Here is a 23,745-nt window from a genome sequence, read left to right as displayed (position 1 = left end):
GCGTGACGGGTGGGGCGGTGAGCCCCCTTTCAGGAGGCGGCCGGTGTCAGCGGCCGGTGTCAGGAGGCGGCACTCCCCTCGGAGAAGTCCTCGGCGGCGTCCTCCGGTGTGCCCTCCGCCTCGATGCGGCCGATCGCGTCCGCGGCGCGCTGCAGCGCGGGCAGCAGTGACAGCGCCTTGTCGGCGGTCAGCCGCATGACCGGCGCCTGGACCGCGACGCACATGTTGGAGCGCCCGCCGCCCACCGCCGGTACCAGCACCGCCACACACACCAGACCCGGCAGGAACTCCTCGTCGTCCAGCGCGAAGCCGTCCCGCCGGATGCGCTTGAACTCCTCCTCCATGGCGTCCAGGTCGGTGATCGTCTTCGCCGTGTACGGCTTGAGCGGGGCGTGTGCGAGCAGCTTGCGGCGCTGTGCCGGGCTCATCTGGGACATGATCATCTTGCCGCTGGCCGAGCAGTGCGTGGGCACCCGGGAGCCGGGCCGGAGGTAGAAGCGGAGCGGCTCCGGGGTCTCCACGCGGTCGAGGTAGACCACCTCGTTGCCGGAGAGCGTGGTGATGTTGCAGCTCTCGCCCAGCTCCTCGACCAGGCGGCGCAGGACGGTGTGGCGCGCGCCGTGGTGGGTGGCGTTGAGGAGGAGGTTCTCGGCGAGCCGGCGCAGCCGGTGGCCGGTGCCGTAGTGCCGCCCGTCGCTCTGCCGGATCAGCAGGCCCGCGCTCTCCAGCTGCTGGAGCATCCGGTGCAGCGTGGGCTTGGGCAGCCCGGTCTCCTCGACCAGCCCCTGCAACGAGACCAACTGGTCCTTGGCGGCGATCAGTTCGAGCAGGGAGAAGAGGCGCATGGTCGGCGTGTCGCCGTTCACCGCGCCGGGATCGGACTCGCGTGGCGGGACCACGGTACCTCCAGGGCTGTACGTGTACCAGTCGTAATCCGGGTCGGATTCCAGAAACAAGCTACCACCGTCTCGTTTTCCTGAACGGATCGTTGACGGCCGCGACGAGCCCGCTTATGGTCCAGCCAGATCCTGATTTCAGGAACGCCACGTACCGATTATTGGCGCAGGTGGCCCCATGCGGGGTTGCACGTCGCGCCTCCCCTGCCTCCCGGCGTGTCGAAGGAGTGGAACGATGAGCGAGAAGCAGACGGGTGACGGCCGTACCGTCGTCAGCGGGCAGCAGAAGATGACGCCCTCGGAGGCTTTCGTCGAGACCCTCGTGTCCAACGGGGTGACCGACATCTTCGGCATCATGGGCTCGGCCTTCATGGACGCCATGGACATCTTCGCGCCGGCCGGCATCCGCCTGGTCCCGGTGGTCCACGAGCAGGGCGCGGCCCACATGGCCGACGGCTACGCCCGGGTCAGCGGCCGGCACGGCGTCGTCATCGGCCAGAACGGCCCCGGCATCAGCAACTGCGTCACCGCGATCGCCGCCGCGTACTGGGCGCACAGCCCGGTCGTGATGATCACCCCCGAGGCGGGGACCATGGGCACCGGCCTGGGCGGCTTCCAGGAAGCCAACCAGCTCCCGATGTTCCAGGAGTTCACCAAGTACCAGGCGCACGTGAACAACCCCAAGCGGATGGCGGAGTACACCGCGCGCGCCTTCGACCGGGCCCACTCCGAGATCGGCCCGACCCAGCTGAACATCCCGCGCGACCACTTCTACGGCGAGATCGAGACCGAGATCCCCGAACCGCAGAAGCTGGACCGCGGCCCCGGCGGCGAGAAGAGCCTGGCCGAGGCCGCCGAGCTGCTCGCCACCGCCGAATTCCCGGTGATCATCTCCGGCGGCGGCGTGGTCATGGCCGACGGCGTGGAGGAGTGCAAGGCGCTCGCCGAGCGGCTCGGCGCGCCGGTCGTCAACAGCTACCAGCACAACGACAGCTTCCCCGCGAGCCACCCGCAGTGGTGCGGCCCGCTCGGTTACCAGGGCTCCAAGGCCGCGATGAAGCTGATCTCGCAGGCGGACGTGGTGGTCGCGCTCGGCACCCGCCTCGGCCCCTTCGGCACCCTGCCGCAGCACGGCATGGACTACTGGCCCAAGAACGCGAAGATCATCCAGATCGACGCCGACCACAAGATGCTCGGCCTGGTCAAGAAGATCACCGTCGGCATCTGCGGCGACGCGAAGGCCGCTGCCGCGGCGCTGACCGACCGGCTGGCGGACCGCACCCTCGCCTGCGACGCCACCCGCGAGGAGCGTGCCGCGAAGACCAAGGCGGAGAAGGACGAGTGGGAGCAGGAGCTCTCCGACTGGACCCACGAGACCGACCAGTACAGCCTCGACATGATCGCCGAGCAGGAGCAGGAGGACGGCGAGTGGCTGCACCCGCGCCAGGTCCTGCGCGAGCTGGAGAAGGCCATGCCGCCGCGGGTGATGGTCTCCACCGACATCGGCAACATCAACTCCGTCGCCCACAGCTACCTGCGCTTCGAGGAGCCGCGCTCCTTCTTCGCGCCGATGTCCTTCGGCAACTGCGGTTACGCGCTGCCCACCATCATCGGCGCCAAGGCCGCCGCGATGGACCGGCCCGCCATCGCGTACGCGGGTGACGGCGCCTGGGGCATGAGCATGGTCGAGATCATGACCGCCGTACGCCATGACATCCCGGTCACCGCGGTGGTCTTCCACAACCGCCAGTGGGGCGCCGAGAAGAAGAACCAGGTCGACTTCTACAACCGCCGGTTCGTCGCGGGCGAGCTGGAGAGCGAGTCCTTCGCCGGCATCGCGCAGGCGATGGGCGCCGAGGGCATCGTCGTGGAGAAGCTGGACGACGTCGGCCCGGCCCTGAAGCAGGCCATCGACGCGCAGATGAACGAGGGTAAGACCACGGTCATCGAGATCATGTGCACGCGTGAACTCGGCGACCCGTTCCGCCGCGACGCGCTGCAGAAGCCGGTCCGGTACCTGGAGAAGTACCAGGACTACGTCTGACGGGGGCCGGTGAGGGGCCGGGTTTGCGACGGCCCGCCTCCGCCGGTACGTGCTGGTGGACGCCGTGCGGACGGCGTCCACCGGGTGCGGCTGCCGCCGCCCGGCTGCCCTGATCGGGCGGCGGTGGCCGTACCTCTATCGCTCCGGTGCCGCGCGTGACCCTCAACGCGCGCGGCGCCGGGTGGGCCTGCGGCCCGGGGGTTCCGGCGATCGCCGTCCGGGGTGCCCCGGGTTCGCCGTTGGCGGGTGCGCCACCGTCGTGGCCGTTCGCGCAGTTCCCCGCGCCCCTGGCCCGCCGTGGGCAGCCCCGCCTCTACCTCCCCCCAGCCACCGAAGGAGCCGCACATGCTCATCGACCCCCTCGCCCCAGCGGAGGAGCGCGGCCCCGCCCAGGCACTGATCGACTCCTGGGCCGACCGCCTCCGCACGGCCGCGACCAACAAACCTCGCATCGCCCTCCCCGAAGCCACCGACCCCCGCGTCCTCTGGGCCGCCGCCCGCCTCGCGGAACAACGAGCCGTCACCCCGGTCCTCACCGGCGACCCCGCCCGCATCCGCGAACTCGCCGCCGACCTCGACCTCAAGCTCCCCGAGGACCCCGACCGGCTCGACATCCTCGACCCGGCCCGACTCGCCGCCGACCCCCGCTGCGCCGACGCGCTCGCCGAGGCGCTGAACGCACGCCGCCGCCTCTCCTCGCGCGACCGCCGCGAACTGGCCGCCGACCCCCTCTTCCTCGCCGCCACCGCGCTCCGCCTCGGCGACGTGGACGGCTGCGTGGCGGGCAGCGACCGGCCCACCGCCGATGTGCTGCGCGCCGGCCTCTACGTCGTCGGCCTCGCCCCCGGCATCCGCACCCTCTCCAGCAGCTTCCTGATGGTGCTGCCCGACGGCCGCACCCTCGGGTACGGCGACTGCGCCGTCGTGGTGGATCCCACCGCCAGAGAGCTCGCCGACATCGCCCGGGCCACGGCCACCACGTACCAGGAACTGACCGGCGACCGGCCGCGGTTGGCGCTGCTCTCCTTCAGTACTAAGGGCAGCGCCCAGCACCCGCAGGTCGACCGGGTACGCGAGGCGGTACTCCAGCTCCGCACCGCCGATCCGGAGCTGGAGGTGGACGGCGACCTGCAGTACGACGCCGCCGCCGTGCCCGCGATCGGCCGCGCCAAGGCCCCCGCCTCACCGGTCGCGGGGCAGGCCAACACCTTCATCTTCCCGGGGCTGGCCGCCGGCAACATCGGGTACAAGATCGCCCAACGGCTCGGCGGCGCGACCGCCATCGGCCCGCTCCTCCAGGGCCTGGCGGCCCCCCTGCACGACCTCTCACGCGGCTGCACGGGCCCGGACATCGCCGCGCTCGCCCTGGCCACGGGCGTCCAGGCGACCGTCAGCCGGAAGCTTCCTTCGCGTACGCGATGAACGCGGCCCACGACGCGTGCGTAACGCGCAGCTCGGGCCCCGGTATAGCCTTCGAGTCGCGTACGTGAACGATATCCGTGCCGGGCGCCCCCGCGACCTCGACGCAGTCGCCCCCGTTGGGGCCGCTGTAACTGCTCTTGAACCAAACGAGGTTGGTGTTCATAGTTCCCCTGCCACGCGTTCGATGAGTCGCGCAGACTTTTCAGGATCCAGAGCCTGCGAGCGCAGCATGCCATAGCTCATCCACAGTTCACTGACCCGCGCGCGGTCGAAAACCGTCGTGCTGACGCCATGGGATTCCAGGTAGACGGCCTGCCTGTGGTCCGAGGTCTCGACGAGGACCATGGGCCCTCCGTTGAGCCCGCTGTGCTCGGTGACGGACGTCAGCAGGATCTGGATGTCGACGTTGCGAAGCTGCCCGCACTCCAGCAACTTTTCGAGCTGGGCTTTCATGACCGCCGCGCCTCCCACCGTGCGGCGCAGCACGGCCTCCTCGATGATGAACGACAGCGCCAGCGGCGGCTTCTTGCGCGTGAGCAGGGACTGCCGGGCGAGGCGGGCGGAAGCGCGCTGCTCCACAGTCTCGTCGTCCAGCGGCGGATACTGCGCGTAGAGCAGGCTCTGTGCGTACGCCTCGGTCTGGAGCAGGCCGGGCACAACGATCGGGTCGTACGAGAACCGGCTCACCGCCTCCGCCTCCAGCCGGGCGAAGTTCTGGAAGAACGCGGGGAATTTCGCCAGCTCCACCTGCTCCTGCAACGCCCACAGCGTTCCGCCCGCGTCCAGCACGCCCTCCAACGCCTCCGTGAATACGGCTTTCGCCGGACGTCTGCCCTGCTCCACGGATGCCACGTGCTCGTGCGAGTAGTCCACCGCTTCGGCGAGTTGCTGCTGAGTCAGACAGGCCCGCTCGCGGAAGAGCTTCAGCAACTTTCCGTAGCCGACCCAGATGGCGGGCCGCTCGCCGTTGTCATTTCCCATTCCCACGCACCCCCGGTGGACTGGCGCAACACGGAAGTGCGCCGACCTGACCAGGCTAGACACGCAGCGTGACGCTTACTCTCCGAAGTCGTCAATTGTCACTGGCAAGTTCGGAGTCGAACATGTCGCCGCTCACCTTGATCGGTTTTCGTATAGTCAGGACCCGTTGACGGGTAGTTGAAAGCTGATCCACAGTATCCAGCACACTGTCAAACCGGGCGGTTGGTCGGTACCTGTGTGCCTGAGGAAGGCGTGAGCGATGACGACCGACATCACGACCATGGAAGAACTCCTCCGCGACGCCCCCACCAACTGGGGCAAGTGGGGCCCGGACGACGAAGTGGGCGCGCTGAACTACCTCGACGCGGCCGAGGTGCTGCGCGGTGCGGCGCACATCCGCTCCGGGCAGGTCTTCACCCTGCAGCGGCTGATCGGGGACCCGAAGGGCGACCCCGTGTGGCCGGGCCGGTCGCCCGCCGAGCGCACCATGATCATGGACGAGTCGAGCTGGGACGGCGCCGACGCCCCCGCCGCCCCCGGCGGCCTGCACTACGCCGACGACAAGATCGACGCCTTTCTGCAGGGGTCCACGCAGTACGACGCGCTCGGTCATGTCTGGTACGGCGGCCAGATCTGGAACGGCTACGACGCCCGGACGACGGTCGGCGGGTTGGACAAGGCCAGCGTCGAGCCGATCGCCGAGCGCGGTGTGGCCGGTCGCGGCATCCTCCTGGACATGGCGCGCTTCCGCGGCAAGAAGAACCTGGAGAAGGGCGAGTCCTTCACCCATGAGGACCTGGAAGCCTGCGCCGAGGCGCAAGGCGCCGCCATCGAGCCGCGCGACATCCTCCTGATCCGTACGAACTTCCTGGAGCTGTTCCATGAGCAGGGGGATGCGTTCTACGAGGACTTCTGCGAGCCGGGGCTGACGTACAGCCCCGAGCTGGTGCGGTGGTTCCAGGAGAAGGAAATCCCCAACCTCGTCACGGACACCATCGCGAACGAGCGGACCGTCGAGCCCGAGACCGGCTTCGCGCTGCCCCTGCACTGCGCCCTGATGCGCAACCTCGGTATCACCCTCACCGAGATCTGCGACCTGGAGAAACTCGCCGCGAGCTGTGCGGAGGACGGCCGGTACACCTTCCTCTACACCGCGGCGCCGCTGAAGGTGCACCGTGCCACCGGCGCCCCCGTCAACCCCGTGGTGATCAAGTGAGTGGGTACAGGGAGCGCCCGTGGCTGGCGCGGTACGCCGAGGGGACCCCGGCCGACATCACTCCCGAACACCCCACCCTCCTGCACGCCTTCCGGGCCTCCGTCGCCCGTGCCCCCGGTGCCGAGGCGATCCGGTACTTCGACGGCGTGCTCACTCTCGCGGACCTCGACGCCGCCTCCGACGCGCTCGCCGTCGCCCTGGCCGAGCACGGTTTCGCGCCCGGCGACCGGCTCGCGCTGTACCTCCAGAACGGCCCGGCCTTCGTCATCGGGCTGCTCGCCGCCTGGAAGGCCGGCGGCGCCGCGGTCGCCGTCAACCCGATGAACAAGACGCGCGAGCTGCGGTACCTGCTCGTCGACTCCGGCGCGAGCGCGCTGCTGTGCCTGGACGAGCTGTACGAGGGCGTGGCCAGGGACGTCATCGGCGGCGGTGCCACGCAGGTCGCCACCGTCGTCACCTGTTCGCCGCTGGACTGGCAGACCCGGGACGACCCGCGGTTGTTCGACGGTGCGCGGCGGGCCCGCCCCCGGGGCACGCTCGACCTCCGTACCCTCGTCGACCGTTACGCGGGCCGCACCCCGGCCCCCGCGTCGCCCGCCCCGGCCGACATCGCCGTCCTCACTTACACCTCCGGCACCACCGGAGAGCCCAAGGGCGCGCTGAACACGCACGGCACGATGCTGTTCAACGCCTGTACGTATCGGGACTGGATGCGGCTGACGGACGCGGACAGCATTCTCGGCGTCGCGCCGCTCTTTCACATCACCGGGCTCATCGGACATCTCGCGCTCGCCCTGCTGCTGCCCTGCCCGCTGGTCCTCGCGCACCGCTTCCACCCGGGCGTCGTCCTGGACGCGCTGCGCGAGCACCGGCCGACCTTCACGGTCGGCGCCATCACCGTCTTCATCAGCCTGGCCGGCGCCCCGGAGGCGAGCCGGGACGACTTCTCCTCGCTGCGCGTCGTCTACTCCGGCGGCGCGCCCATCGCCCCGGCCGTCAACGAGCGGTTCGAGAAGGCGACCGGGCGGTACATCCACAACATCTACGGGCTGACGGAGACGAACTCGCCCTCGCACGCCGTTCCGCTCGGCGCGCAGGCGCCCGTCGACCCGGTCTCCGGCGCGCTGTCCGTGGGCGTGCCGGTGTTCAACACGGTCGTGCGCATCCTCGACGAGGACGGGGCGGAGGTGCCGGTCGGGGAGACCGGCGAGATCGCCACGTCGGGGCCGCAGGTCGTGCCCGGGTACTGGAACAAGCCCGAGGCCAGCGCCGCGGCGCTGCCTGGCGGTGAGCTGCGCACCGGCGACGTCGGCTTCATGGACGCCGAGGGCTGGTTCTACCTGGTGGACCGTAAGAAGGACATGATCAACGCGGCCGGGTACAAGGTGTGGCCGCGCGAGGTGGAGGACGTGCTGTACGGCCATCCGGCGGTGCGCGAGGCGGCGGTGGTCGGCGTGCCGGACGCGTACCGGGGCGAGACGGTGAAGGCGTTCGTGTCCGTCAAACGGGGTGCGTCCGTCACGGAGGAGGAGCTGATCGGGTACTGCAAGGAGCAGATGGCGGCCTACAAATACCCGCGTTCCATATCCTTCCTGGATGATCTGCCGAAAACGGCCACGGGGAAGATCCTGCGCCGGGAACTGCGGGAAACGCCGGGGTAACGCGAAACGTCGCCGAAACGTCGATGTTCGACACCGGAAATTGCGACGGGTCACTCTCTTCCCTGGCCCGGCGTCGCCCCCTGTCACCCCCGCCGGGCGGGAAGGTTGACACACATGCCTGCCGGAATCGACTCCGGGGACACCGCCTGGCTGCTGGCCGCCACCGCCCTGGTCCTGCTGATGACGCCGGGCCTGGCGCTCTTCTACGGCGGCATGGTGCGTTCCAAGAGCGTGCTGAACATGCTCATGATGAGCTTCGTGGCGATCGCCGTCGTCACCGTTGTCTGGCTCGCGATCGGATACAGCCTGGTCTTCGCCCCGGACACCGGCCTCGGCCTGATCGGCGGCCTGGACCACCTCGGAATGCACGGCATCGGCCCGAAGAGCGTCACCGGGCACATCCCGACCGCCCTCTTCGCCGCCTTCCAGCTCACCTTCGCGATCCTCACCGTCTCGCTGATCAGCGGCGCCATCGCGGACCGCGCCCGCTTCGGCGCATGGGTGGCCTTCACCGCCGCCTGGACGCTCCTGGTCTACGTACCGATCGCGCACTGGGTCTTCGCGCCCGGCGGCTGGATCCTGGACCAGCTGGGCGCGCTGGACTTCGCGGGTGGCACCGTCGTCGAGGTCAACTGCGGCGCGTCGGGGCTGGCCCTCGCGCTCGTACTGGGGCCGCGGCTCGGCTTCGGCAAGGAGGCCATGCGGCCGCACAGCCTGCCGCTGGTGATCCTCGGCGCCGGTCTCCTCTGGTTCGGCTGGTTCGGCTTCAACGCCGGGTCCGCGGTCGCCGCCGACGGCACCGCCGCCATGGTGCTGATCAACACCCAGGCGGCGGGCTGCACCGGCCTGCTCGGCTGGCTGCTGGTGGAGAAGCGCCGGGACGCGCACGCCACCACGCTCGGCGCGGCCTCCGGCGCGGTCGCAGGGCTGGTCGCGATCACCCCGTCCTGCGGTTCGGTCGGCATCTGGGGCGCGCTGGCCATCGGCCTGGTCGCCGGCGTGGTCTGCTCCTACGCCGTCAACTGGAAGTTCCGCTTCGGCTACGACGACTCCCTGGACGTGGTGGGCGTCCACCTCGTGGCCGGCGTCATCGGCACCCTGCTCATCGGCTTCTTCGCGACCTCGGCCATGACGGACGGCCCGGCCGGCCTGCTCTCCGGCGGCGGCGCGGGCCAGCTCCTCAAGCAGCTCGTCGCGGTCCTCGCCACCGGCGCGTACGCCTTCCTCGTCAGCTACGCCCTCGGCAAGATCATCGACAAGCTGATGGGCTTCCGCGCGGACCCCGACCACGAACGGGCCGGCCTCGACCTCACCGTCCACGCCGAAACCGCCTACGACCACGGCGTACTCGGCCACGGCACGGTCGGCCGCCGCGACCCCGTAGCCGCCGGCATCCCGGGCGCGGCCCACGTCACGCCCCGGCACCGCACGGACGAGGAGCCGGGCGACTGAGGCGCCCTCCCCGGAAGGCCGCGGCGCCTGCGCGGCCCGGCCCCCGGTGGCAGATTCCGCATCGCTCCGATTACATCCGGGCAGATTCCGCCGTGTTGCGGTCAAGGTGCTGTCGAGCGGCTCGATCGTGGCAAAGGTGGATCGGACCAGACCGTTCCCCTGCGCTCGACCGAGGGCGGGACGGCTGATCGCTGCACCGCTCGTTCGGGGGGAGCAGAGCATGACGGCTACCTGTGTGCCGGGGCGGCGGCAACCACCGCCTCCCCTCTTGCCGGTATCGGCGGGCGTCTGCCTGCTGATCGCCGTACTGGACGCAGTGATCGGCGTGCGACTCGTCGCGCTGCTGGTCATCGGCCCGCTGCTGGCCTGCACGCGGCTCAGCGTGCGGCACACCGTGCTCGTCTGCTGCTGGGCGTTGCCGCTCGGCGTGGCGGCGGGCCTGGCCGGCGGCGCTTTGCTGACGGGCTCGTTCGTCCTCCGGTGGTGCGGCCTGCTGGCGGGCTGCGCCCTCACCGTGTACGTGGCCTGGTACCGGACCACGTCGGAGAGGGCACTGAAAACGCTGGCCCACAAGGCCGTCCGGGTCGCCCGGGAGAGGGGGCTCCGCCCCGTCTCGCTGCACCTCGACGGCACGGACGTGTGCGCCGTCCGCTACCGCTGCCTCGCACAGCAGCCCCGAGTCGGCGGCGGGCTGTGCGATGTCGCGCGGACGCCGTTCGGACTGCGGATCATCGTCGGCGATGTCCATGGGGACGGCCCGGACGCGATGCGGCTGACCGCGGCCGCGGGGGCCGGCTTCCGCGAGCTGGCCCACACCACGAAGGACCTGCCCGGACTCGCCTCCGCGCTGGACGCGCAGCTCTCCCCGCAGCTCGGCCCGGAGGGCTGCGTCACCGCGGTGCTCGCCGAGTTCGCGCCGGGCGAGGTACGGCTGGTCAACTGCGGTCATCCGGCTCCGCTGCGCTCGGGGCACGGCGTCGATCCCCTGGAACCCGCGGTGGCCTCGCGCCCCTTGGGGCGGCAGCCGGACCCCCGGCAGTACCGCTGCCGCCTGCGGACCGGCGAGCGGCTGCTGTTCTACAGCGCCGGCCTGGCCGAGGCGCGCGACCCGCGGGGCGCGCCCTTCCCCGTGCTCAGCGAGGCGACGGCCGCCCTGGGCGTGCCGTCCCCCGAGGAGGCCCTCGACTCCCTGTGCACCCGCCTGCTCCTGCACACCGGACAGCAGCCCGATGCCGGCCTGTCCCTGATGCTGTGCCAGCCCACCGGCACCGCTGGAGGGAACGGATCCGCGGCGGCCCGGCCGCGGCCCAACTCGCCCCCGGGCGCCGCACCCCACGAGGGCAGGGACGGCTGGTTCCGTACCCTGCTGAAAACGGCGCCGGACGCCACGGTGATCGTCGACGTGACCGGCGCCATCCAGCTGGTCAACGCCCAGGCCGAGATCCTGTTCGGATACCAGCGCGCGGAGCTCCTCGGCCGGCCGGTGGAGATCCTGGTACCGGAGCGCTTCCACAGCCTGCACGTCCTGCACCGGCACGGCTACGCCCATAACCGGCAGGTCTGCCCGGTGGGGGCCGGGCTGGACCTGTACGGACTGCGCAGGGACGGCACGGAATTCCCCGCCGAGATCAGCCTCAGCCCGATCGAGACCGCCGACGGCACCCTGGTGTCCGTCGCCGTGCGGGACGTCACCGACCGCAAGTCGGCAGAGGAGCGGATCGTCAGCCTCGCCGACCTGGTCGAGTCCTCGCACGACGCGATCCTCGCCAAGACCCTGGACGGCCGGATCACGTACTGGAACGCCGCGGCCCAGCGGCTGTACGGCTACACGCCCGAGGAGGCGATCGGCGCCCACGTCTCGATGCTCGCGCCGCTCGACCGCGCCGGCGAGATCGACGAGCTGCTCGGGCGGCTCCGCCGCGGCGAGAAGATCGAGCACTTCGAGACCCTGCGGGTCACCAGGGCGGGCCGGCGGATCGACGTGGACCTCACCCTCTGGCCGACCCGTTCCCTCGACGGCAGGATCACCGGCGCCTGCGCCATCGCCCGCGACGTGACCGAGCAGAATCGGGCCACGGCCGAACTCACCGCCCTGTACGAGCAGCAGCGGCACGTCGCGCTGACCCTGCAGCGCAGCCTCATGGGTACCCCGCCCGAGGTGGCAGGGCTGCACACCGCCCACCGCTATCTGCCCGCCACCCAGGGCGCGGGCGTCGGCGGCGACTGGTTCGACCTGGTCCCGCAGGACGCGGGCCGGGTCGGCGTCCTGATCGGCGACGTCATGGGCCGCGGGCTGGAGGCGGCCGCCGTCATGGGACAGCTGCGCGCCGCCGCGCACGCGCTGGCCAAGAGCGGAATGGCGCCGCGGCAGCTGATGCAGACCCTGGAGGCGGTCGTGGCCGACCTGCCCGACCAGTTCGTCACCTGCTGCTACCTGGAGATCGACCCGGAAGCGGGGCAGGCGGACATCTGCTCCGCCGGGCACCTCCCCGTCCTGCTGATCACCCCCGACACCGAGGTCAGCGCCCTGCCGGTGCCGGTGAACATGCCGCTCGGGGTAGGGATGACCCGCCACGAGCAGGTCACCGTCCCGCTGCCGCCCGGCTCCACGCTGGCGCTGTACACCGACGGCCTGGTCGAGACCCCCGGCTGCGACATCGAGGCCCGGATCGACGTCCTCGCCCGGGCCCTGGGCGGCGTGTTCGCCACGGCGCCCGGGCTGGAGGAGGCGGCCGACGGAGTACTGGCCGGCCTGCTGCCCGACCCCGACGGCTGCGACGACGACGTCACCCTGCTCCTCGCCCACATGCCGAGCGTCCCGTTGCCGACCACGGGGCGCGAACTGGACGCCGTACCGGCCGCGGTGCCCGCGGGCCGCGCGTTCCTCGCCGCCACCCTGGACGCCTGGCAGCTGGCCGCTCTCACCGACGACGCCCAGCTGCTGACGTCCGAGCTGCTCACCAACGCCGTCCAGCACGCCAGGGGCCCGGTTCGGCTGCGGCTGTGCCGCACCGAGTCGGGACTCACCGTCGAGGTGACCGACCGCAGCCCGCACCTGCCGCGCCGGCGGACCGCAGGGGCCGGCGACGAGTCCGGCCGCGGCCTCACGCTCGTGGACGCGCTCGCGGATTCCTGGGGCACCCGCCCCGCCGAGGACGGCAAGAGCGTCTGGTTCACCCTGCGCGCGCCGCCCCGGCGGGCGCACGCGGACTGAAGGCAGCCGCCAAAAAGCTCAGGGGCCTTCCGAAGAAGGCCCCTGAGCTGCAAAAACACCGTCGGGACGACAGGATTTGAACCTGCGACCCCTTGACCCCCAGTCAAGTGCGCTACCAAGCTGCGCCACGTCCCGGTGCTCTGCACCGTTCCCGGGCGGGCCCGGTCGGTGCGTGCAGAAGAAAAATACCTGTCCGCGGCCCGGAATCCAAAACGGGGCCCGGACGAGGGTCGGTCCGAGCTGCGGGCGCGGCGCCGCGAGCGGTGCTTCAATGCCGCCATGGGCAAGGACGTAACGGTACGAATGCGGCGCGTGTACGACACCGTGGACCCTGATGACGGGGCGCGGGTGCTCGTCGACCGGCTCTGGCCGCGCGGGCTCGCGAAGGACGCGGCGCGGCTGGACGAGTGGTGCAAGGACGTGTCGCCGTCGAGCGAGCTGCGCAAGTGGTACGGACACCGCGCGGAGGCGTACGAGGAGTTCGCCGAGCGGTACCGCGCCGAGCTGGCGGAGGAGCCGGGGCGCGGCGCGCTGGAGCGGCTGCGGGGGCTGGCGGCGGACGGGCCGGTCACCCTGCTGACGGCGACCAAAGAGCTGGAGCTCAGTCATGCGGCGGTGCTGCTGAATCTGCTGCGCGAGGGCGCCTGAGGGGGCTCGCGCCTCTGAACAGCACGTTTGACGAAACATACGGTGTACTGCATACTTATACCTATCAGCGTATGCACCGTAAGGAGAAACCCGTGACCGAGCGCGTCGTACTCGCCTACTCGGGCGGCCTTGACACCTCTGTCTGCATCGGCTGGATCGCCGAGGAGACGGGCGCCGAGGTCATCGCCGTCGCGGTGGACGTCGGCCAGGGCGGCGAGGACCTGGACGTCATCCGCAAGCGCGCGCTCGCCTGCGGTGCGGTCGAGGCCGAGGTCGCCGACGCCAAGGACGAGTTCGCCGACGAGTACTGCCTCCCGGCGATCAAGGCCAATGCGCTGTACATGGACAAGTACCCGCTGGTCTCCGCGCTCTCCCGGCCGGCCATCGTCAAGCACCTGGTCGCCGCCGCGAAGAAGCACGGCGCCACGACCGTCGCGCACGGCTGCACCGGCAAGGGCAACGACCAGGTCCGCTTCGAGGCCGGCATCTCCTCCCTCGCCCCCGACCTGACCTGCATCGCCCCGGTCCGCGACTACGCGATGACCCGCGACAAGGCGATCGCCTTCTGCGAGGAGAAGAACCTCCCGATCGCGACGACCAAGAAGTCGCCGTACTCGATCGACCAGAACGTCTTCGGGCGGGCCGTGGAGACCGGCTTCCTGGAGGACATCTGGAACGCGCCGATCGAGGACGTGTACGAGTACACCGCGAACCCGGCCACCCCGCGCGAGGCCGACGAGGTCGTCATCAGCTTCAAGGAGGGCGTGCCGGTCGCGATCGACGGCAGGCCCGTCACCGTCCTCCAGGCGATCCAGCAGCTCAACGAGCGGGCCGGCGCCCAGGGCATCGGCCGGATCGACATGGTCGAGGACCGGCTGGTCGGCATCAAGAGCCGCGAGGTCTACGAGGCCCCCGGCGCGATCGCCCTGATCACCGCCCACCAGGAGCTGGAGAACGTCACCGTCGAGCGCGAGCTGGCCCGCTACAAGCGGCAGGTCGAGCAGCGCTGGGGCGAGCTGGTCTACGACGGCCTGTGGTTCTCGCCGCTCAAGCGCGCCCTGGACGGCTTCATCGCCGAGGCGAACCAGGCCGTCTCCGGCGACATCCGGATGACCCTGCACGGCGGCCGCGCCGTCGTGACCGGCCGGAAGTCCGACCAGTCGCTGTACGACTTCAACCTGGCGACGTACGACACCGGCGACACGTTCGACCAGTCGCTCTCGAAGGGCTTCATCGAGCTCTTCGGCATGTCGAGCAAGATCGCCGCGAAGCGGGACCTGGCGTGATTTTCTCTTCCTTCTTGATCGACCACCCACGAGGAGCAGAGCAGTGAGCAACGGGAACAGCGGCAGCGGCGACGTCCGGCTCTGGGGCGGCCGTTTCGCCGACGGCCCGGCCGAGGCCCTGGCCAAGCTGTCCGCTTCGGTCCACTTCGACTGGCGGCTGGCCCCGTACGACATCGCCGGGTCCCGTGCGCACGCCCGCGTGCTCCACAAGGCGGGCCTGCTCACGGCCGACGAGCTGGAGCGGATGATCGCCGGCCTCGACCAGCTCGAAGGGGACGTCGCCGACGGCTCGTTCACCGGCACCATCGCCGACGAGGACGTGCACACCGCGCTGGAGCGCGGCCTGCTGGAGCGCCTCGGCCCGGACCTCGGCGGCAAGCTGCGGGCCGGCCGGTCCCGCAACGACCAGGTCGCGACCCTCTTCCGGATGTATCTGCGGGACCACGCGCGGATCCTCGGCGGGCTGCTCGGCGAGCTCCAGGAGGCGCTGATCGGACTGGCCGAGGCGCACCCGGACGTCGCGATGCCCGGCCGTACCCACCTCCAGCACGCCCAGCCCGTCCTCTTCGCGCACCACGTGCTCGCGCACGTCCAGGCGCTGTCCCGGAACGCCGAGCGGCTGCGTCAGTGGGACGACCGCACGGCCGTCTCGCCGTACGGCTCCGGCGCGCTGGCCGGCTCCTCGCTCGGCCTGGACCCGGAAGCGGTCGCCAAGGACCTGGGCTTCGAGCACGGCAGCGTGGGCAACTCCATCGACGGCACGGCGTCGCGTGACTTCGTCGCCGAGTTCGCCTTCATCACGGCCATGATCGGCGTGGACCTGTCGCGGATCGCCGAGGAGGTCATCATCTGGAACACGAAGGAGTTCTCCTTCGTGACCCTGCACGACGCCTTCTCCACCGGCTCCTCGATCATGCCGCAGAAGAAGAACCCGGACATCGCGGAGCTGGCGCGCGGCAAGTCCGGCCGCCTCATCGGCAACCTGACCGGCCTGATGGCCACGCTCAAGGCCCTCCCGCTCGCGTACAACCGCGACCTGCAGGAGGACAAGGAGCCGGTCTTCGACTCCTGCGACCAGCTGGAGATCCTGCTCCCGGCCTTCACCGGCATGATGGCCACGCTGACCGTCAACCGCGAGCGGATGGCGGAGCTGGCCCCGGCCGGCTTCTCGCTCGCCACCGACATCGCGGAGTGGCTGGTCAAGCAGGGCGTGCCGTTCCGCGTCGCGCACGAGGTCGCGGGCGAGTGCGTGAAGGAGTGCGAGGCGCAGGGCATCGAGCTGGACCAGCTCACCGACGAGCAGTTCGCGAAGATCTCCGAGCACCTGACGCCCGAGGTGCGGACCGTCCTCAACGTCCCCGGCGCACTCGCCTCGCGCAGCGGCCGCGGCGGCACGGCCCCCTCGGCGGTCGCCGTCCAGCTCGCCGAGGTCAAGGCCGACCTGGCTGCGCAGCAGGCGTGGGCCACGGCCAAGCAGAAGTAAACACGCGGTACGCGGCAGCGGCCGCCGTCCGGTCTCCTCGACCGGGCGGCGGCCGCTTTCGTGTGCTTATGGTGGGTGGTGATGAGACGGGTATGGGGTCGCTGAGACAGTGACGTCTCATTTCCGTGAGACATTGATGTCTCATTCGCGTACCATCTGTCTCATGGCCGTGGACAGAGAACGCGTACTGAAGGACGCCGCAGCGCTGCTCACCCGGAGGAGTACCGCCTCGATGGATGACATCGCGCGGGCCGCCGGGATCAGCCGGGCGACGCTGCACCGGCACTTTGCGGGGCGGGACGCGTTGATCCGGGCGCTGGAGGAGCTGGGCATCGAGGAGTCCGCGCGGGCGCTGGACGACGCCCGGCTGGAGGAGGGCGGCGCGGAGGCCGCGCTGCGCCGGCTGATCGGCGAGCTCGAGCCGGTCGCCGGGGTACTGGCCTTCCTGTACACCGAGAACCAGCTCTTCGAGGGCGAGGAGATCAACGAAGGCTGGCTGGCGCTCGACGCCCGGATACACGCGCTCTTCCGGCGGGGGCAGGAAGAGGGGACCTTCCGCATCGACCTGACCCCGGCCTGGCTGACCGAGGCGCTGTACGGACTGATCTGTGCGGGCGCCTGGTCGGTGCACGAGGGCCGGCTGGCCCGCGCCGACCGCAACCACTCCATCGCCGAGCTGCTGCTCGGCGGCGTACGAAGGGAAAGCACACGATGAGCGGGGCCGTGGCCGCGGGAGCGGCAGGGGGGACGACAGTGGAAGCGCCGCGTCCGGGGCGCTGGCTCGCGCTCGCCGTGCTGGTGCTCGCGGTGCTGCTGGTCGGCGTCGACGCCACGGTGCTGGGCCTGGCCGCGCCGTTCCTCAGTGAGGACCTGCGCCCGTCGGGCACCGAGCTGCTGTGGATCGGCGATGTGTACTCGTTCGTCATCGCCGGCCTGCTGGTCTCGATGGGCAGCCTGGGCGACCGGATCGGGCGCAAGAAGCTGCTGCTGACCGGGTCGGTGGCGTTCGGCGCGATGTCGGCGCTGGCGGCGTACGCGACGACGCCGGAGATGATGATCGCGGCGCGGGCGCTGCAGGGCGTGGCCGGTGCGACGTTGATGCCGTCCACCCTCGCGCTGATCCGCAACCTCTTCCACGACCCCCGCGAGCGCAGCCTGGCCGTCGGCGTCTGGGGCGCGGCGGCCTCCGCGGGCACCGCGGTAGGGCCGGTGCTCGGCGGCTTCCTGCTGGGCCACTTCTGGTGGGGCTCGGTCTTCCTGATCAACCTGCCGGTGATGGTGATCCTGGTCGCCGTCGGCATCAAGGTGCTGCCGGAGTCCCGCAATCCGGAGCCGGGGCCGTGGGACCTGACCAGCGTCGCGCTGTCGCTGATCGGCATGGTCGGCGTGGTCTACGCGATCAAGGAGGCCGCGGCGCACGGCGTCGGGATCGGGGTCGTCGTCGCGGGCGTCATCGGTGTGCTCGCGCTCGTCGGCTTCGTACGCCGCCAACTGCGGCTGCCCACGCCGCTACTGGACATGAAGCTCTTCAGCAACCGGGGCTTCTCCGGCGCCGTGCTCGCCGACCTGCTGACCATCCTGGGCCTGGCCGGGCTGCTGTTCTTCTTCTCCCAGTTCCTGCAGATGGTGCAGGGGCGCTCGCCGCTCAACGCGGGGCTGGTCGAACTGCCCGCCGCCGTCGGCGCGATGGGCGCGGGGCTGGCGGCCGGCCCCGTCGCGCGCCGGCTGTCGGTGCGGATGGTGGTGTCCGGCGGGCTGGTGCTGGTGGGGCTCGGACTCGGTGCGTGCGCCGGGGTGAGCGCCGACACCGCGACGCCGGTGCTGGGCGCGATCCTCTTCGTGGTCGGTGTCGGCGCGGGCTTCTCCTTCACCGTCACCGCCGACGTGATCCTCTCCAGCGTGCCCAAGGAGCAGGCGGGCGCCGCCTCGGCGGTCTCGGAGACGGCGTACGAACTGGGCTCCGCGCTGGGCATCGCGCTGCTCGGCTCGGTGGTCACCGGCGTCTACCGCAACTTCACGGCGCCGGAAGGGGTGCCGGCCGGCGCGGTGACCGAGGCGCGCGAGTCACTGGGCGGCGCGTTCGAGACGGCGGGCGACCTGCCGCACCGTACGGGCGAGGCGCTGCTGCACGCCGCGCAGCGGGCGTTCACCGACGGCATGGAGGCCGCGGCGGTGGCCGGCGGCGTCATCTCGCTGGCCGCAGCGGCCGCCGCGTGGGTACTGCTGCGCGGCCGGACGCTGGAGGGCGGCGACTGACGCGGTCCGTCCGGATGCCGCGGAAGAGCGCGGCGCGTGCCCCACGGCCGGGTGCGCGTCCGCGCCGGTAGCCTGCGCCGTGCCAGGACTTCGCGCTTCCGGAGGAGGACCGTCATGGCACTGGCCGCCGAGGACCGCACCGCCATCGCCGAGCTGCTCGCGCTGCACGGGCACCTGTTCGACGAGGGCGAGCTGCACCGGCTGGACGAGCTGTTCACCGCCGACGTCGTCTACGACGTCAGCGACTTCGGGCAGCCGCCGCTGAAGGGCGTGCGGGCCATTCGCGAGGCGGCGCTCGCGCTGGGCGAGGCCATTCCGGTGGGCCACCACGTCACGAACATCGTCCTCGCCGAGCTGCCGGCGGACGGCGGGGTGCTCGCCCGCTCCAAGGGCATCGGCGTCAACGCGGACGGCACGTGCGGGACGGTCACGTACGAGGACACCGTCGTACGGTCCGCCGACGGCTGGCGCATCAGCCACCGCAAGGTCCTCGCGCGCCGCGCCCCGCTGGGCGGCCGCTGACACCGGAACAGCGGCCGCTGGCAACGGAACAAGCGGCCGCTGACACCGAAGCACGAAACAACGGGCCCCCTGCCGCCGACGGCGACAGGGGGCTCCGGAAAGTGACGCTGCGTCAGGCGGCCTTGGCCTTCGTGGCGTACACGTCGACGTACTCCTGGCCGGACAGCCGCATCACGTCGCTCATGACCTCGTCGGTGACCGCGCGCAGGACGTAGCGGTCGCGGTCCATGCCGTCGTACCGGCTGAAGTCCAGCGGCGCACCGAAGCGGCAGGTCACCGGCGCGACGCGGGGCATGCCCTTGCCGCCGGGCTGCACCTTGTCGGTACCGACCAGTGCGAAGGGGACGACCGGCGCGCCGGTCATCAGCGTCAGTCGGGCGATGCCGGTACGGCCCCGGTACAGACGGCCGTCGGGGGAGCGGGTGCCCTCCGGGTAGATGCCGAAGACCTTGCCCTCCTCCAGCACGCGGCGGCCGGTCATCAGCGCGGCGACGCCGCCGTGCCCGCCGTCCCGGTCGACCGGGATCATGCCGGCGGTGGTGAAGAACCAGGCCATCAGGCGTCCCTTGACGCCCTTGCCCTTGACGTAGTCGTCCTTGGCGATGAAGTACACCTGGCGCTTGATCTGCCGCTCCACGATCAGCGACAGGAACAGCGAGTCGATGAACGTCACGTGGTTACCGGCGAGGATCACCGGTCCGCTGCCTGGGATGCCCTCCACGCCCTCGACCTTCGGGCGGAACAGGACACGCATGACGAATCCGAGAGTCGCCTTCAGCAGAATGCGGGACAACGGGCCCTCCGGTTTGGCTGGTCATTGCAGGAGTCTGCAGGTGAGGACGATACTCGCGGCTCAACCTCGATCGCACATCGGGTTCATGGGGCCGATACGCAGAGTTGACACGCCCTTTCGCTGCGTCACGGGTGGTTAACCGGGCCGTCATGCGAAGAACGCAGGGGCCGCGGCTACACCGCCTGCGGGACCGATGATGCGTACGAATGTTCGTAAGTGGCCGGAAGAGATCGCCGCTGACCTGTGGAATGCCGCACACCGCACAGAGCACGACGGGCGCCCGTGCCCCGTCCGGGCGACCCCAAAATCCCCCATACGTCACACAGGTTCACCCGCGTGTTCGGTCGGATGTCTCCCACCGTAAAGCTGTACGGGCCTACGATCGGCCCCGCACCGGCAGGTGCGGCACATCACAGAACCACAAGGAGTCGGGGACATATGGACAAGGCGCAGCGACCCGGGCGGCGGACCGTACTGAGCGTTGCGGCGCTCGGCGCCGGAGCGGCGGTGCTGGGCGGCGGGGCCGGAACGGCGGCCGCGGCCGGGCGCGGGCACGGCGCTCACGGCGGCGGTGAACTGCCCGTCCCCCTGGTCGTCGGCCACCGCGGCGCGAGCGGCTACCGCCCCGAGCACACCTTCGGCTCCTACCAGCTCGCCCTGGACATGGGCGCCGACGTGATCGAGCAGGACCTCGTCCCCACCAAGGACGGCCGCCTGGTCTGCCGGCACGAGAACGACATCACCGCCACCACCGACGTCGCCGACCACCCGGAGTTCGCGGGCCGCAAGACGACGAAGACGGTGGACGGGGTGAAGCTCACCGGCTGGTTCACCGAGGACTTCACGCTCGCCGAGCTGAAGACGCTGCGCGCCAAGGAGCGCATCCCGCAGACCCGGCAGCACAACACCCTCTACGACGGCCGCTGGCAGGTGCCGGAGTTCGAGGAAGTACTGCAGTGGGCCGAGCGCGAGGGCCGCAAGCGCGGCCGCCGCATCTGGCTGCACATCGAGACCAAGCACCCCACGTACTTCCGGGGGATCGGGCTCGGCCTGGAGGAGCGGGTGGCCAAGCTGCTGCGCCAGTACGGCCGCCACAAGAAGGACTCCCCGAACTTCCTGCAGTCCTTCGAGCCCACCAGCATCCAGCGGCTGGACAAGCTGGTCGACTGTCCCAAGGTCGTGCTGCTCGGCACGCTCAAGGACCAGCCGTGGGACCTCAAGCAGGCCGGTGACAAGCGCACCGTCGCCGACCTGGTCAAGCCGGAAGGGCTGCGCTGGATCGCCTCCTTCGCGCAGGGCATCGGCCCGGACCTCACCGTGATCATCCCGCGCACCGCCGACGGCAAGCTCGGCACGCCCTCCTCGGTGGTCAAGGACGCGCACGACGCGGGCCTGGTCCTGCACCCGTACACGGTCCGCAACGAGAACACCTTCCTGCCCGTGGACCTGCGCAAGGGCAGCGACCCGAACGCCTACGGCAACTCCCTCGCCTACTTCAAGGCGCTCTTCGCGACCGGCATCGACGGGCTGTTCTCCGACAACCCGGACACGGCGCTGCTGGTGGCCGCGGAGTTCCGCAAGGGCTGACCGCCGACCGCGCGTGTGGTGGCGACGGCGGGCGCGGGGTGGTGACCCCGGCCCGCGCGTCGCCCGGCCGGCGCAGTACTCCCACGCGTGACGGGACAGCGTTGACGCGGGGCAACCGCGGGGCCGTCCGGCGCTGTCCGCCCGGACATGACGGACCGCGACCGTGAACTGATCGCCGCGCTGCGCCCGCTCCTCGCCGCGGAGGTGGCGGCCGAGGCGCCGGGCGCCGGGGCCGAGGCCGAGGACATCGAGCAGGACGTGTGGGCGCGCCTGCTGCGGTACACCCGAATGGCCGGTCCGCCGGCCGAGCCCGCGCGCTGGCTGCGCCGGGCGGTACGGGCCGAGGCGCGCGGCGCCCGGCGGCGCGCCCGCCGCGAGATCCCGTACGACCCGATCAGCGCCCAGCCGAGCGTCGGCGCGGTCGCCGAGCCGCTGGCCCTGGATGCCGAGCGACGCCGCGCACTGCTCGCCGTCGCCGGACAACTGCCGGGCCGCTGCCCGGAGTTGGTACGCGCCCTGTTGTCGGGCAGCGATCCGACCTACCGTGAGATCTCATCTGAGTTGGGAATGTCACAGGGGAGCATGGGGCCGCTCCGTTCCCGTTGTCTGGCATGTCTGCGCAGAATGCTGACGGCGGAGGTTGGGGTTCCTGAACTCCGGGGAAAGGAGCGTTGACCCCGCCATGGCGGCGCCGCGCATCCCGTGGTGCCATCAAGTCAGGGCAGATCCGTCCGGGCGCCGCACCACACCCTCATGGCGCCCGGGCTCACCGAACCGAAAAGGGGAGGCCAGCACGCATGGGCATGAGCGTGACCATCTCTGCGGCGACCGACAAGGACGCCGAGCAGATCCTCAAGCTGCAGTACCTGTGCTACCAGTCCGAAGCCGCGCTGTACGACGACTACTCGATCGAGCCGCTCACGCAGACGTTCGATGAGTTGCGTGCGGAGATGCGCGACGGGTGCGTGGTGGTCGCCCGCCTCGGCGACGAGGTCGTCGGATCGGTGCGCGGTGCGGTCGACGCCGACGGCGTGGGCGCCATCGACAAGCTGATCGTGCATCCGCGGATGCAGCGGCACGGACTCGGCAGCCGGCTGCTGGCCGCCGTCGAGGAGCGGCTGGCCACCGAGCACGCGGTCACCCGCTTCCGGCTGCTGACCGGCCACCGCAGCGAGGGCAACCTCCGGCTGTACCGCAGCCGGGGCTACGCCCAGGTCGGCACCGAAGAGGTCAGCCGCCGGCTCAGCCTGATCACGCTGGAGAAGGACGCGTCGGCGCAGGCCTACGTGGCGAGCGCCTGAGCCTCCCCGTACCGACGCCGCGGGCCCGTACGTGCAGTCGCACGTGCGGGCCCGCGGCGGTACGAGCGAGTGGTCAGCCGGCGCGGCGGCCGCGGCGCAGCCAGAGCAGCCCGGTGACCGGCAGGAAGACCGGAATGAAGAGGTAGCCGTAGCCGTACCCCGACCAGACCGTGGTGTCGGGGAAGGCGGACGGCTCCAGCAGCGTCCAGGTGCCGACGCCGAGCACGCCCAGCAGCTCCAGGCAGCAGCAGGCCAGGCCCACCCTGCGCGCCGTCTCCCCGCCGCGTACCAGCGAGAACAGGATGACCGCGTACACCACGGCGGAGCCGGCCGACAGGACGTACGACAGCGGCGCCCGGTCGTACTGGGCGATCAGCTGGTACACGGCCCGCGAGCCGGCGCCGACGGTGAAGACGCCGTACAGCCAGACCAGCAGCCGGCCGGGGCCCGTGCCCAGCGAGCGGCGGCCCCCCTCGGCGGGCGTCCCGGCGCTCTCAGTGGTGGTCGTCGCGGGCTCAGCCATGGCCGCCTCCCCAGATGTCGTACAGCCGTACTTCCAGCACGGCCAGCACCACGGCGCCCGCCGCGACGGTCACCGAACCCCAGCGGGTCCGCTCCGACAGCGACAGGAACCCGGCGGCGGGCACGCACGCGGCGGCACCGATCAGATACGCCAGGAAGATCGCCGTACCGTCGTCCGGCTTCTCGCCGCCCGCCAGCTTCACGATGCCGGTCACCAGCTGCACGAGCGCGAGCAGCGAGACGACGGCCATCCCGATGAAGTGCCAGTCCTTGGTCGGTTCGTCGCGGTACGCGGCGAAGCCGCACCAGGCGGCCAGTACGAGGGCGGTCACGCCGACCGCGACCGTCAGCGCGTCGATCACCGGGACCTCCGCGCGGCGGCGCGGCTGCGCGCAGTGGGGCTGTGGGGCATGCCCCCGACTTTAATCGGCGCCCGCCGCCCGCCGGCGCGCGGCCCCGGC

Annotated in this window: 21 protein-coding genes and 1 tRNA gene; 15 read left to right on the top strand and 7 right to left on the bottom strand. The window is 71.1% G+C overall.

What is annotated here, in order from left to right:
• Positions 1-59 precede the first annotated feature (59 nt).
• Complete coding sequence (locus tag ABT381_RS10980; RefSeq protein ID WP_351591035.1) at positions 60-956, bottom strand: IclR family transcriptional regulator; 897 nt, start codon at positions 954-956, stop codon at positions 60-62.
• 175 nt (positions 957-1,131) lie between these two features.
• Here ABT381_RS10980 and xsc point away from each other — a divergent pair, with 175 nt between their 5' ends.
• Together xsc and ABT381_RS10970 are read left to right on the top strand one after the other, a co-directional pair.
• Positions 1,132-2,940, top strand: a complete 1,809-nt coding sequence (gene xsc, locus ABT381_RS10975) for a sulfoacetaldehyde acetyltransferase (RefSeq protein WP_351591032.1) — start codon at positions 1,132-1,134, stop codon at positions 2,938-2,940.
• Between the two features lie 345 nt (positions 2,941-3,285).
• Positions 3,286-4,362, top strand: a complete 1,077-nt coding sequence (locus ABT381_RS10970; protein ID WP_351591029.1) for a phosphotransacetylase — start codon at positions 3,286-3,288, stop codon at positions 4,360-4,362.
• Here ABT381_RS10970 and ABT381_RS10965 read toward each other — a convergent pair.
• Both ABT381_RS10965 and ABT381_RS10960 read right to left on the bottom strand, forming a co-directional pair.
• A complete protein-coding gene (locus tag ABT381_RS10965) occupies positions 4,331-4,525 on the bottom strand; it encodes a DUF397 domain-containing protein (RefSeq protein ID WP_351591026.1) in 195 nt (64 codons plus the stop codon). The two genes, ABT381_RS10970 and ABT381_RS10965, sit on opposite strands and share 32 nt — an antisense overlap.
• Positions 4,522-5,343 carry a helix-turn-helix domain-containing protein gene (locus ABT381_RS10960; RefSeq protein WP_351591023.1) on the bottom strand — a complete coding sequence of 274 codons (822 nt, stop codon included), beginning with the start codon at positions 5,341-5,343 and terminating at the stop codon, positions 4,522-4,524. The genes ABT381_RS10965 and ABT381_RS10960 overlap by 4 nt, the downstream gene beginning before the upstream one ends.
• A gap of 259 nt (positions 5,344-5,602) precedes the next feature.
• Here ABT381_RS10960 and ABT381_RS10955 point away from each other — a divergent pair, with 259 nt between their 5' ends.
• The 4 genes from ABT381_RS10955 (at position 5,603) to ABT381_RS10940 (ending at position 12,886) form a co-directional block, all read left to right on the top strand.
• A complete protein-coding gene (locus ABT381_RS10955) occupies positions 5,603-6,559 on the top strand; it encodes a cyclase family protein (RefSeq protein WP_351591020.1) in 957 nt (318 codons plus the stop codon).
• A complete protein-coding gene (locus ABT381_RS10950; RefSeq protein ID WP_351591017.1) occupies positions 6,556-8,220 on the top strand; it encodes a class I adenylate-forming enzyme family protein in 1,665 nt (554 codons plus the stop codon). The genes ABT381_RS10955 and ABT381_RS10950 overlap by 4 nt, the downstream gene beginning before the upstream one ends.
• A gap of 114 nt (positions 8,221-8,334) precedes the next feature.
• Positions 8,335-9,672, top strand: a complete 1,338-nt coding sequence (locus ABT381_RS10945) for an ammonium transporter (protein ID WP_351591014.1) — start codon at positions 8,335-8,337, stop codon at positions 9,670-9,672.
• 220 nt (positions 9,673-9,892) lie between these two features.
• Complete coding sequence (locus tag ABT381_RS10940) at positions 9,893-12,886, top strand: SpoIIE family protein phosphatase (protein ID WP_351591011.1); 2,994 nt, start codon at positions 9,893-9,895, stop codon at positions 12,884-12,886.
• Positions 12,887-12,947: 61 nt separating this feature from the next.
• On the opposite strand, the gene ABT381_RS10935 is transcribed toward ABT381_RS10940, so the two are convergent.
• Positions 12,948-13,021 (bottom strand) — tRNA-Pro (locus tag ABT381_RS10935).
• A 144-nt stretch (positions 13,022-13,165) separates the two neighbouring features.
• Here ABT381_RS10935 and ABT381_RS10930 point away from each other — a divergent pair.
• The 6 genes from ABT381_RS10930 (at position 13,166) to ABT381_RS10905 (ending at position 19,081) form a co-directional block, all read left to right on the top strand.
• Positions 13,166-13,534 (top strand): DUF488 domain-containing protein, encoded by a 369-nt coding sequence (locus ABT381_RS10930; protein ID WP_351591008.1) that lies wholly within the window; start codon positions 13,166-13,168, stop codon positions 13,532-13,534.
• 92 nt (positions 13,535-13,626) lie between these two features.
• Positions 13,627-14,820, top strand: coding sequence for an argininosuccinate synthase (locus ABT381_RS10925; protein ID WP_351591005.1), 1,194 nt, complete (start codon positions 13,627-13,629; stop codon positions 14,818-14,820).
• Positions 14,821-14,863: 43 nt separating this feature from the next.
• The gene (gene argH / locus ABT381_RS10920) at positions 14,864-16,303 is read left to right on the top strand and encodes an argininosuccinate lyase (protein ID WP_351591002.1); all 1,440 of its coding nucleotides are present in this window, start codon (positions 14,864-14,866) and stop codon (positions 16,301-16,303) included.
• A gap of 163 nt (positions 16,304-16,466) precedes the next feature.
• Positions 16,467-17,018, top strand: coding sequence for a TetR/AcrR family transcriptional regulator (locus tag ABT381_RS10915; RefSeq protein WP_351590999.1), 552 nt, complete (start codon positions 16,467-16,469; stop codon positions 17,016-17,018).
• Entirely contained in the window at positions 17,015-18,559 is a 1,545-nt protein-coding gene (locus ABT381_RS10910; protein ID WP_351590996.1) for an MFS transporter, read from the top strand. The genes ABT381_RS10915 and ABT381_RS10910 overlap by 4 nt, the downstream gene beginning before the upstream one ends.
• Before the next feature lie 114 nt (positions 18,560-18,673).
• Positions 18,674-19,081, top strand: a complete 408-nt coding sequence (locus tag ABT381_RS10905) for a nuclear transport factor 2 family protein (protein ID WP_351590993.1) — start codon at positions 18,674-18,676, stop codon at positions 19,079-19,081.
• A gap of 112 nt (positions 19,082-19,193) precedes the next feature.
• Here ABT381_RS10905 and ABT381_RS10900 read toward each other — a convergent pair whose 3' ends face one another.
• Complete coding sequence (locus ABT381_RS10900) at positions 19,194-19,874, bottom strand: lysophospholipid acyltransferase family protein (RefSeq protein WP_351590991.1); 681 nt, start codon at positions 19,872-19,874, stop codon at positions 19,194-19,196.
• Between the two features lie 438 nt (positions 19,875-20,312).
• Between ABT381_RS10900 and ABT381_RS10895 the strand changes: the two genes are divergently transcribed.
• The 3 genes from ABT381_RS10895 to ABT381_RS10885 all read left to right on the top strand — a co-directional run bounded on the left by ABT381_RS10895 (position 20,313) and on the right by ABT381_RS10885 (position 22,762).
• Positions 20,313-21,461: a glycerophosphodiester phosphodiesterase gene (locus ABT381_RS10895; protein WP_351590988.1), complete on the top strand. Its 1,149-nt coding sequence runs from the start codon at positions 20,313-20,315 to the stop codon at positions 21,459-21,461.
• Between the two features lie 147 nt (positions 21,462-21,608).
• Positions 21,609-22,136 (top strand): sigma-70 RNA polymerase sigma factor region 4 domain-containing protein, encoded by a 528-nt coding sequence (locus ABT381_RS10890; RefSeq protein ID WP_351590985.1) that lies wholly within the window; start codon positions 21,609-21,611, stop codon positions 22,134-22,136.
• A 122-nt stretch (positions 22,137-22,258) separates the two neighbouring features.
• Positions 22,259-22,762: a GNAT family N-acetyltransferase gene (locus tag ABT381_RS10885; protein WP_351590982.1), complete on the top strand. Its 504-nt coding sequence runs from the start codon at positions 22,259-22,261 to the stop codon at positions 22,760-22,762.
• Between the two features lie 73 nt (positions 22,763-22,835).
• Here the strand turns inward: ABT381_RS10885 and ABT381_RS10880 are convergent, their stop codons facing one another.
• Positions 22,836-23,285, bottom strand: coding sequence for a hypothetical protein (locus ABT381_RS10880; protein ID WP_351590979.1), 450 nt, complete (start codon positions 23,283-23,285; stop codon positions 22,836-22,838).
• Entirely contained in the window at positions 23,278-23,646 is a 369-nt protein-coding gene (locus tag ABT381_RS10875; RefSeq protein WP_030251770.1) for a hypothetical protein, read from the bottom strand. The genes ABT381_RS10880 and ABT381_RS10875 overlap by 8 nt, the downstream gene beginning before the upstream one ends.
• Positions 23,647-23,745 lie beyond the last annotated feature (99 nt).

The organism is Streptomyces sp. NPDC000151 (assembly GCF_040301705.1).
In the GTDB taxonomy this organism is placed as follows: domain Bacteria; phylum Actinomycetota; class Actinomycetes; order Streptomycetales; family Streptomycetaceae; genus Streptomyces.
This window is presented reverse-complemented; position numbering and strand designations above follow the sequence as displayed.

Excerpts from the sequence above, each read along its gene's own strand:
- ABT381_RS10895 (WP_351590988.1), top strand. The coding sequence starts at position 20,313 with ATGGACAAGGCGCAGCGACCCGGGCGGCGGACCGTACTGAGCGTTGCG.
- ABT381_RS10885 (WP_351590982.1), top strand. The coding sequence starts at position 22,259 with ATGGGCATGAGCGTGACCATCTCTGCGGCGACCGACAAGGACGCCGAG.
- ABT381_RS10955 (WP_351591020.1), top strand. The coding sequence starts at position 5,603 with ATGACGACCGACATCACGACCATGGAAGAACTCCTCCGCGACGCCCCC.
- ABT381_RS10910 (WP_351590996.1), top strand. The coding sequence starts at position 17,015 with ATGAGCGGGGCCGTGGCCGCGGGAGCGGCAGGGGGGACGACAGTGGAA.
- xsc (WP_351591032.1), top strand. The coding sequence starts at position 1,132 with ATGAGCGAGAAGCAGACGGGTGACGGCCGTACCGTCGTCAGCGGGCAG.
- ABT381_RS10880 (WP_351590979.1), bottom strand. The coding sequence starts at position 23,285 with ATGGCTGAGCCCGCGACGACCACCACTGAGAGCGCCGGGACGCCCGCC.
- ABT381_RS10905 (WP_351590993.1), top strand. The coding sequence starts at position 18,674 with ATGGCACTGGCCGCCGAGGACCGCACCGCCATCGCCGAGCTGCTCGCG.
- ABT381_RS10965 (WP_351591026.1), bottom strand. The coding sequence starts at position 4,525 with ATGAACACCAACCTCGTTTGGTTCAAGAGCAGTTACAGCGGCCCCAAC.
- ABT381_RS10930 (WP_351591008.1), top strand. The coding sequence starts at position 13,166 with ATGGGCAAGGACGTAACGGTACGAATGCGGCGCGTGTACGACACCGTG.
- ABT381_RS10970 (WP_351591029.1), top strand. The coding sequence starts at position 3,286 with ATGCTCATCGACCCCCTCGCCCCAGCGGAGGAGCGCGGCCCCGCCCAG.
- ABT381_RS10945 (WP_351591014.1), top strand. The coding sequence starts at position 8,335 with ATGCCTGCCGGAATCGACTCCGGGGACACCGCCTGGCTGCTGGCCGCC.
- ABT381_RS10960 (WP_351591023.1), bottom strand. The coding sequence starts at position 5,343 with ATGGGAAATGACAACGGCGAGCGGCCCGCCATCTGGGTCGGCTACGGA.
- ABT381_RS10915 (WP_351590999.1), top strand. The coding sequence starts at position 16,467 with ATGGCCGTGGACAGAGAACGCGTACTGAAGGACGCCGCAGCGCTGCTC.
- ABT381_RS10940 (WP_351591011.1), top strand. The coding sequence starts at position 9,893 with ATGACGGCTACCTGTGTGCCGGGGCGGCGGCAACCACCGCCTCCCCTC.
- ABT381_RS10890 (WP_351590985.1), top strand. The coding sequence starts at position 21,609 with ATGACGGACCGCGACCGTGAACTGATCGCCGCGCTGCGCCCGCTCCTC.